The 9,726-nt window shown below is 58.4% G+C and carries 5 protein-coding genes; all 5 read left to right on the forward strand.

Features of this window, described 5'->3' with window-relative positions; translation table 11 throughout:
• Positions 1–153: 153 nt before the first annotated feature.
• From glgB to glgP, 5 genes are read left to right on the forward strand one after another with little or no spacing between them, the layout of a single operon-like run.
• Entirely contained in the window at positions 154–2,340 is a 2,187-nt protein-coding gene (gene glgB / locus QQF33_RS04810) for a 1,4-alpha-glucan branching enzyme (RefSeq protein WP_282493545.1), read from the forward strand.
• Complete coding sequence (glgX, locus tag QQF33_RS04815) at positions 2,337–4,310, forward strand: glycogen debranching protein GlgX (RefSeq protein WP_285148463.1); 1,974 nt, start codon at positions 2,337–2,339, stop codon at positions 4,308–4,310. Before glgB ends, glgX begins: the two co-directional genes overlap by 4 nt.
• Before the next feature lie 17 nt (positions 4,311–4,327).
• Positions 4,328–5,623: a glucose-1-phosphate adenylyltransferase gene (glgC, locus tag QQF33_RS04820; RefSeq protein WP_102105323.1), complete on the forward strand. Its 1,296-nt coding sequence runs from the start codon at positions 4,328–4,330 to the stop codon at positions 5,621–5,623.
• Positions 5,623–7,059: a glycogen synthase GlgA gene (gene glgA / locus QQF33_RS04825; RefSeq protein ID WP_282493543.1), complete on the forward strand. Its 1,437-nt coding sequence runs from the start codon at positions 5,623–5,625 to the stop codon at positions 7,057–7,059. Before glgC ends, glgA begins: the two co-directional genes overlap by 1 nt.
• A 15-nt stretch (positions 7,060–7,074) precedes the next feature.
• On the forward strand, positions 7,075–9,522 hold the full coding sequence (gene glgP / locus QQF33_RS04830) for a glycogen phosphorylase (protein ID WP_282493542.1): 2,448 nt from the start codon (positions 7,075–7,077) through the stop codon (positions 9,520–9,522).
• Positions 9,523–9,726 lie beyond the last annotated feature (204 nt).

Below are 9,726 nucleotides of genomic sequence, written 5' to 3' on the forward strand. Positions count from 1 at the left end.
CGTCGTTGGCTATGCTTTAAGGAAGAGTCATTTCTTACCTGAGGGTGGGACGGAGCAGAAGAGGATGAACCATGTCTGCGTCGTTCAGGTCACATTAAAAGTCGCACCGGAGCGCTTAAATAGGGCGACATTAGAAAAAACAGGATGAATACCATGTCCGATCGTATTGATAGAGACGTGATAAATGCGCTAATTGCGGGTCATTTTGCTGACCCCTTTTCTGTATTAGGTATGCACCGTACGGAAGACGGACTGGAGGTCCGCGCACTGTTACCCGACGCCACCGAGGTGTGGGTGATCGAACCGAAAACCGGCCGCAAGGTAGGCAAGCTGGAGTGCCTCGATTCGCGCGGTTTCTTCTCCGGCGCGATCCCGCGTCGCAAAAACCTGTTCCGCTATCAGCTCGCCGTGCTCTGGCATGGTCACGAAAACCTGATTGACGACCCTTATAGTTTTGGCCCGCTGTTGCAGGAGATGGACGCCTGGCTGCTCTCTGAAGGCACCCATCTTCGCCCCTACGAAACTCTCGGCGCGCACGCCGATACGATGGACGGCATCACCGGGACGCGATTCTCCGTCTGGGCACCGAACGCGCAGCGCGTGTCGGTGGTCGGGCAGTTCAACTACTGGGACGGTCGCCGTCACCCGATGCGCCTGCGGCGTGAATCGGGGATCTGGGAACTGTTCATCCCCGGCGCGCACAACGGCCAGCTCTACAAATTCGAAATGATCGACGCCCACGGTCAGCTGCGGGTGAAAGCCGACCCTTATGCCTTCGAAGCGCAAATGCGCCCGGACACTGCCTCGCTGATTTGCGGCCTGCCCGAGAAAATCGTGCAGACCGAAGAGCGCAAACAGGCCAACCGCTTCGACGCGCCGATCTCCATCTATGAAGTGCACCTCGGCTCCTGGCGTCGCCACACGGACAACAACTTCTGGCTGAGCTATCGCGAGCTGGCGGATCAGCTGGTGCCGTACGCCAAATGGATGGGCTTTACCCACCTGGAACTGCTGCCGATCAACGAACACCCGTTCGACGGCAGCTGGGGCTATCAGCCGACCGGGCTGTACGCGCCGACGCGCCGCTTCGGCACGCGCGATGACTTCCGCTATTTCATCAATGCCGCGCACGCCGCCGGGCTGAGCGTGATCCTCGACTGGGTACCGGGCCATTTCCCGTCGGATGATTTTGGCCTGTCGCAGTTTGACGGCACCAACCTGTACGAGCACAGCGACCCGCGCGAAGGCTTCCATCAGGACTGGAATACTCTGATCTACAACTATGGCCGCCGCGAAGTGGCGAACTATCTGGTGGGCAACGCCCTGTACTGGATTGAACGCTTCGGCATTGACGCCCTGCGCGTGGACGCCGTGGCGTCGATGATCTATCGCGACTACAGCCGCAAAGAGGGCGAGTGGATCCCGAACGAATACGGCGGGCGTGAAAACCTCGAAGCCATTGAGTTCCTGCGCAGCACCAACCGCATTCTCGGCGAGCAGGTGGAAGGCGCGGTGACGATGGCCGAAGAGTCGACCGACTTCCCCGGCGTGTCGCGTCCGCCTGCGATGGGCGGGCTGGGCTTCTGGTACAAGTGGAACCTTGGCTGGATGCACGACACTCTCGACTACTTCAAACTCGATCCGGTCTATCGCCAGTATCACCACGACAAACTCACCTTCGGGATGCTCTACAACAGCACCGAAAACTTTGTCCTGCCGCTGTCCCACGACGAAGTGGTCCACGGTAAAAAATCGATTCTCGACCGCATGCCGGGCGACGCGTGGCAGCGCTTTGCCAACATGCGCGCTTATTACGGCTGGATGTTTGCCTTCCCTGGCAAAAAGCTGCTGTTCATGGGCAACGAATTCGCTCAGGGCCGCGAATGGAACCACGATTCGAGCCTCGACTGGCATCTGCTGGAGGGCGGCGATAACTGGCACCACGGCGTTCAGCGTCTGGTGCGCGACCTCAACCTGACCTATCGCCACCACAAAGCCCTGCACGAGCTGGACTTCGACTCCTACGGCTTCGAGTGGCTGGTAGTTGATGACCACGAACGCTCGGTGCTGATCTTCGTGCGCCGCGACCGGGAAGGGAACGAAATCATCGTCGCCAGCAACTTCACGCCGGTGCCGCGCCAGCACTATCGCTTCGGTATCAACCAGCCGGGCAGATGGCGCGAAATTCTCAATACCGACTCCAGCCACTATCACGGCAGCAACGCGGGTAACGGCGGGAGCGTTCATAGCGACGAGTGGGAAAGCCACGGTCGTCCAAACTCCCTGAGCATCACGCTGCCACCGCTCTCGACTATCTGGCTGGTTCGGGAGGGCGAATGACGCAACTCACGGCAGGCAAACCCGCTCCGCTGGGGGCAACGTTTGACGGCAAAGGGGTGAACTTCACTCTCTTTTCCGCCCACGCGGAACGGGTGGAACTCTGTGTGTTTGACGGCGAGGGGAATGAATACCGCTACGATCTTCCCGAACGTAGCGGTGATATCTGGCACGGTTTCCTGGCCGACGGGCGGCCCGGCTTGCGCTACGGTTTTCGCGTGCATGGCCCGTGGGAGCCGACGCAGGGGCTGCGCTTTAACCCGGCGAAACTGCTCGTTGACCCGTGCGCCCTGCGCGTGGAAGGCGAGGTCAGAGACGATCCGCTGTACTTTGACGGCGACCACGACCCTGAGCCACGCGACAGCGCGGGGATTGCGCCGAAAAGTATCGTCGTGAGTGACACCTACGACTGGGAAGACGACGCCCCGCCCGCCACGCCGTGGGGCAGCACCGTTATCTATGAAGCCCACGTCAAAGGGCTGACGTATCTGCATCCGGCGATCCCACAGGAGATCCGCGGCACCTATAAGGCGCTCGGCCACCCGGTGATGATCGCTTATCTCAAGCATCTGGGTATCACCGCGCTCGAGCTGCTGCCGGTGGCCCATTTTGCCTCCGAGCCGCGCCTGATGCGTCTCGGGCTGACCAACTACTGGGGCTATAACCCGCTGGCGATGTTTGCCCTCGATCCGCGCTACGCCTCGCATCCTGAGCGCGCCCGCGACGAGTTTCGCGATGCGGTGAAAGCCCTGCACCAGGCCGGAATCGAGGTGATTCTCGACGTGGTGCTGAACCACAGCGCGGAGCTGGATCTCGACGGACCGACGCTCTCGATGCGCGGAATCGATAACCGTAGCTATTATTGGATCAGGGAGGATGGTGATTACCACAACTGGACCGGCTGCGGTAACACGCTCAATCTCAGTCATCCGGCGGTGGCAGACTTTGCCTACCAGTGCCTGAAATCCTGGGTTGAGACTTTCCATATCGACGGTTTCCGCTTCGATCTGGCATCTGTGATGGGCCGAACGCCGATGTTCAGCCAGCAGGCTCCATTGTTCGAAGCGATCAAAAACTGTCCGGTACTATCACGCGTCAAGCTGATCGCCGAGCCGTGGGATATCGGTGACGGCGGCTATCAGGTGGGGAATTTCCCGCCGCTGTTCGCGGAGTGGAACGATCACTATCGCGATGGGGCGCGTCGTTTTTGGCTGGAGCGAGGTTTGTCACTTGGCGAATTTGCCGGGCGATTTGCTGCGTCCAGCGATGTGTTCAGGAACAGCGGCAGAAAACCGTCAGCCAGCGTCAATCTGGTGACGGCGCACGACGGGTTTACCCTGCGCGACTGCGTTTGTTTCAATCAGAAACACAATGAGGCAAACGGCGAAGAAAACCGCGATGGGACTAACAATAACCATAGCTTTAATCATGGTATAGAAGGGTTAGGCGGCAGTCAGGATGTCATCGAGCGGCGGCGCGCCAGTGTGCATGCCCTGCTGACTACGCTGCTGCTTTCGCAGGGAACGCCAATGCTGCTGGCGGGTGACGAACTCGGTCACAGCCAGCATGGCAATAACAATGCGTATTGCCAGGATAACGCCCTGACCTGGCTCGACTGGGAACAGGCGAACAGCGGGTTGACTCACTTTACCGCTGCACTCATCCATCTGCGTAAACAGATCCCGGCGCTCACGGCGGACAGCTGGTGGGAAGAGGGAGACGGCAACGTTCGCTGGCTGAATAAAGAGGCACAACCGCTCAGTCCACAAGAGTGGCAGCACGGGATCCCGTGCCTGCAAATCTTACTGTCGGATAACTGGCTTATCACGTTAAACGCGACGCAAGACGTCGCAGAGATTGTTTTACCTGAAGGAGAATGGCGCGCCATCTCCCCATTTGCCGGAGAGGATAATCCGGTGGTAATGGCTGTCTGGCATGGGCCTGCACACGGAGTGTGCGTATTCCAAAGATGATAAAAAAGGAGTTAGTCATGGTGAGATTAGAGAAGAACGATCCCTTGATGTTGGCGCGCCAGTTACCCTTAAAAACGGTTGCGCTGATACTTGCTGGTGGACGCGGTACCCGTCTTAAAGATTTGACCATCAAGCGCGCCAAGCCTGCCGTTCACTTTGGTGGTAAGTTCCGTATTATCGATTTTGCACTCTCCAACTGCCTGAACTCCGGTATCCGCCGTATCGGCGTGATTACGCAGTATCAGTCGCACACCCTGGTGCAGCACATCCAGCGCGGCTGGTCCTTCTTCAGCGAAGAGATGAACGAGTTTGTCGATCTGCTCCCGGCGCAGCAGCGCGTGCACGGTGAAAACTGGTATCGCGGCACCGCCGATGCGGTCACGCAAAACCTCGACATCATCCGCCGCTATGGCGCGGAATACATCGTGATCCTCGCGGGCGACCATATCTACAAACAAGACTACTCGCACATGCTTATCGACCACGTCGAAAAAGGGGCGCGTTGCACCGTGGCGTGTCTGCCGGTGCCCGTTGCGGAAGCGACGGCGTTCGGGGTGATGGACGTGGACGAGAACGACAAGATTATCGATTTCGTCGAAAAACCGGCTAACCCGCCGACCATGCCGACGGACGCCACCAAATCCCTCGCCAGTATGGGCATCTATATCTTTGATGCTGATTATCTTTATGAGCTGCTGGAAGAGGACGACAAGGATGAAAATTCGAGCCACGATTTTGGCAAAGATATCATCCCGAAAATCACCAAAGCTGGCATGGCTTATGCACATCCTTTCCCGCTGTCCTGTGTGCAGTCTGACCCGGATGCCGAGCCGTACTGGCGCGATGTGGGAACCCTTGAAGCGTACTGGAAGGCCAACCTCGATTTGGCTTCCGTCACTCCTGAACTGGATATGTACGACCAGAACTGGCCGATTCGCACCCACATGGAATCGCTGCCGCCAGCCAAATTCGTGCAGGACCGTTCCGGTAGCCACGGTATGACGCTGAACTCGCTGGTGTCGGGCGGGTGCATCATTTCGGGCTCGGTGGTGGTGCAGTCGGTGCTCTTCCCGCGCGTGCGGGTGAACTCCTTCTGCAATATCGACTCGTCGGTACTGCTGCCGGACGTGTGGGTCGGGCGCTCGTGTCGCCTGCGCCGCTGTGTTATCGACCGCGCCTGTGTGATCCCGGAAGGGATGGTCATCGGGGAAAATGCGGAGGAAGACGCTCGCCGCTTCTACCGCTCAGAAGAAGGCATCGTGCTGGTCACGCGTGAAATGCTGCGCAAACTGCAGGTCAAACAGGAGCGATAATGCAGGTTTTACATGTATGTTCTGAGATGTTCCCGCTGCTGAAAACGGGCGGGCTGGCGGATGTACTGGGCGCATTACCGGCGGCACAAATTGCGGAAGGCATCGACACCCGCGTGCTGCTGCCGGCTTTTCCCGATCTCCGTCGCGGCATCCCTGACGCGCAGGTGGTTACCCGTCGCGACACGTTCGCCGGGCGCATCACCCTGCTGTTTGGCCATTACAACGGCGTCGGCGTCTATCTGATTGATGCCCCGCATCTGTACGATCGTCCGGGGAGCCCGTACCACGACACGAACTTATTCGCCTATACGGACAACGTGCTGCGTTTTGCCCTGCTCGGCTGGGTGGGGGCGGAGATGGCGGTCGGGCTTGACCCGTTCTGGCGTCCGGAAATCGTGCATGCGCACGACTGGCACGCCGGGCTGGCACCTGCCTATCTGGCGGCGCGCGGCCACCCGGCAAAGTCGGTCTTTACGGTGCACAACCTGGCGTATCAGGGCATGTACTACGCCCATCATATGAATGACATCGATCTGCCATGGTCGTTCTATAACATGCACGGGCTGGAGTTTAACGGTCAGATTTCGTTCCTGAAGGCGGGGCTGTACTACGCCGATCACATCACGGCGGTCAGCCCGACTTACGCGCGCGAAATCACCGAGCCGGAGTTTGGCTACGGCATGGAAGGGCTGCTGCGCCAGCGCCATCGGGAAGGACGCCTGTCGGGCATTCTCAACGGCGTCGACGAAAAAATCTGGAGTCCGGAAACGGACCTTTTGCTGGCCTCGCGCTACAGCCGTGATTCGGTGGAAGACAAAGCCGAGAACAAACGTCAGCTGCAGATTGCGATGGGGCTGAAGGTGAATGACAAAGTGCCGCTGTTTGCCGTGGTCAGCCGCCTGACCAGCCAGAAAGGGCTGGATCTGGTGCTGGAAGCGCTGCCGGGCCTGCTGGAGCAGGGCGGTCAGCTGGCGCTGTTGGGCGCGGGCGATCCGGTGTTGCAGGAAGGTTTCCTTGCCGCCGCCGCTGAGCATCCAGGCCAGGTTGGCGTGCAGATTGGGTATCACGAAGCGTTCTCGCACCGCATTATGGGCGGCGCGGACGTCATTCTGGTCCCGAGCCGCTTTGAGCCGTGCGGCTTAACCCAGCTGTATGGACTTAAATACGGCACCCTGCCGCTGGTGCGACGCACCGGCGGGCTGGCGGATACGGTGTCGGATACGTCGCTGGAGAATCTGGCCGACGGCATCGCCACCGGGTTTGCCTTTGAAGACAGCAACGCCTGGTCGCTGCTGCGGGCGATTCGGCGGGCATTTGTTCTGTGGTCGCGTCCCTCTTTGTGGCGTTTCGTGCAACGTCAGGCGATGGCGATGGACTTTAGTTGGCACGTTGCGGCGCAGTCGTACCGCGATCTTTATCAACGCTTGATGTCATAAGGCGGAGTCACTGATATGAATGCACCTTTTAGTTATGCATCCCCGACACTCAGCGTAGAGGCGCTAAAGCACTCCATCGCCTATAAGCTGATGTTTACCATCGGGAAAGATCCGGTGATCGCCAACAAGCACGAGTGGCTGAACGCCACGCTGTTTGCCGTGCGTGACCGTCTGGTTGAACGCTGGCTGCGCTCGAACCGCGCCCAGCTGTCGCAGGAAACGCGTCAGGTTTACTACCTGTCGATGGAGTTTTTGATTGGCCGCACCCTTTCCAACGCGCTGTTATCGCTCGGGATTTACGACGATGTCAAAAACGCACTGGAAGAGATGGGGTTAGATTTAGAAGAGCTGATCGATGAAGAGAACGACCCTGGCTTAGGCAACGGTGGTCTGGGCCGTCTGGCGGCGTGCTTCCTCGATTCCCTGGCGACGCTGGCTCTGCCGGGCCGCGGGTACGGCATTCGCTACGACTACGGGATGTTCAAGCAGAACATCGTCGACGGACGGCAGAAAGAGTCCCCGGACTACTGGCTGGAGTACGGTAACCCGTGGGAGTTCAAACGCCACAATACGCGCTACAAAGTGCGTTTCGGCGGACGCGTGCAGCTCGAAGGCAAGAAAAGCCGCTGGCTGGAGACCGAAGAGATCCTGGCGGTGGCTTACGACCAGATTATCCCTGGCTATGACACCGACGCCACCAACACCCTGCGCCTGTGGAATGCCCAGGCCAGTAGCGAAATCAACCTCGGGAAATTCAACCAGGGCGATTACTTCGCGGCGGTGGAAGATAAAAACCACTCCGAGAACGTGTCGCGCGTGCTCTATCCGGATGACTCAACCTACTCCGGGCGCGAACTGCGTCTGCGTCAGGAGTACTTCCTCGTCTCCTCGACCATCCAGGACATTCTGAGCCGCCACTATCAGCTGCACAAAACCTACAGCAACCTGGCCGAAAAGACCGCCATTCACCTCAACGACACCCACCCTGTGCTGTCGATTCCGGAGCTGATGCGCCTGCTGATCGACGAGCACAAATTCAGCTGGGATGAGGCGTTTGAAGTCACCTGTCAGGTCTTCTCGTACACCAACCACACGCTGATGAGCGAAGCGCTGGAGACCTGGCCGGTCGACATGCTCGGCAAGATCCTGCCGCGCCATCTGCAGATCATCTTTGAAATTAACGACTACTTCCTGAAAACACTTCAGGAGCAGTATCCGAACGATACCGGGCTGCTGAGTCGCACCTCGATTATCGATGAATCTAACGGCCGTCGCGTGCGTATGGCGTGGCTGGCGGTGGTCATCAGCCACAAGGTCAACGGCGTTTCCGAGCTGCACTCGAACCTGATGGTCCAATCCCTGTTTGCTGACTTCGCGAAAATCTTCCCGATGCGCTTCTGCAACGTGACCAACGGCGTCACGCCGCGTCGCTGGCTGGCGCTGGCGAATCAGCCGCTGTCGGAAGTGCTGGATGAAAATATTGGTCGCACCTGGCGGACCGATCTCAGTCAGCTAAGCGAGCTGGAACAGCACGCCGATTTCCCGCTGGTGAACAAGGCCGTGCGTGATGCCAAATTGCTGAACAAAAAACGCCTCGCGGTGTATATGGCCCAGCATCTGAACGTGGTGGCGAATCCGAAAGCGCTGTTTGACGTGCAGATCAAACGTATCCATGAGTACAAACGTCAGCTGATGAACGTCCTGCACGTGATCACCCGCTACAACCGCATCAAAGCCGATCCGACGGCGGAGTGGGTGCCGCGCGTGAACATCTTTGCCGGTAAGGCCGCCTCGGCGTACTACATGGCGAAGCACATCATTCATCTCATCAACGATGTGGCGAAGGTGATCAACAACGATCCGCAGATTGGCGACAAACTGAAGATTGTGTTTATCCCGAACTACAGCGTGAGCCTGGCGCAGCTGATCATTCCGGCGGCAGATCTCTCCGAGCAGATTTCGCTTGCGGGGACCGAAGCGTCCGGGACCAGTAACATGAAGTTTGCTTTGAATGGCGCGCTGACCATCGGCACGCTGGACGGGGCCAACGTCGAGATGCTGGAGCACGTCGGCGCGGACAATATCTTTATCTTCGGCAATACGGCGGAAGAGGTGGAGGAGCTGCGCAAGCAGGGCTACAAACCGCGCGAGTATTACGAGCAGGATGAAGAGCTGCGCGAAGTGCTGACGCAGATCGCCACCGGTCTGTTTAACCCTGATGAGCCTGGCCGCTACCGTGACCTGGTGGATTCCCTGATTAACTTTGGCGACCACTATCAGGTGCTGGCGGATTATCGCAGCTACGTGGATTGTCAGGACAAGGTGGACGAGCTGTATCGCCATCAGGAGGAGTGGGCCGCCAAAGCGATGCACAACATCGCCAACATGGGCTATTTCTCGTCAGACAGAACCATCAAGGAGTATGCCGAGAAGATTTGGCATATTGATCCGGTGAGGTTGTAAAAAAAAGCCGGGTGGCGGCTGCAAGGTAAAAGCAAAAGGCAACCGTAAGGTTGCCTTTTTAGTGTTTTCTCCCTCTCCCCGTGGGAGAGATACCGTCTTGTCGGTTATCCGGCAAGCGGTATTTCAGCATTAAATTCTCGTCCGGATTTCACCACGCCATAAGCCAGCTGGAGCAGTTTTCTCATCCCGGCACATACGCGTTCC

Source organism: Lelliottia wanjuensis, from assembly GCF_030238365.1.
Lineage (GTDB): Bacteria > Pseudomonadota > Gammaproteobacteria > Enterobacterales > Enterobacteriaceae > Enterobacter > Enterobacter wanjuensis.

Excerpts from the sequence above, each read along its gene's own strand:
- glgC (WP_102105323.1), top strand. The coding sequence starts at position 4,328 with ATGGTGAGATTAGAGAAGAACGATCCCTTGATGTTGGCGCGCCAGTTA.
- glgB (WP_282493545.1), top strand. The coding sequence starts at position 154 with ATGTCCGATCGTATTGATAGAGACGTGATAAATGCGCTAATTGCGGGT.
- glgP (WP_282493542.1), top strand. The coding sequence starts at position 7,075 with ATGAATGCACCTTTTAGTTATGCATCCCCGACACTCAGCGTAGAGGCG.
- glgA (WP_282493543.1), top strand. The coding sequence starts at position 5,623 with ATGCAGGTTTTACATGTATGTTCTGAGATGTTCCCGCTGCTGAAAACG.
- glgX (WP_285148463.1), top strand. The coding sequence starts at position 2,337 with ATGACGCAACTCACGGCAGGCAAACCCGCTCCGCTGGGGGCAACGTTT.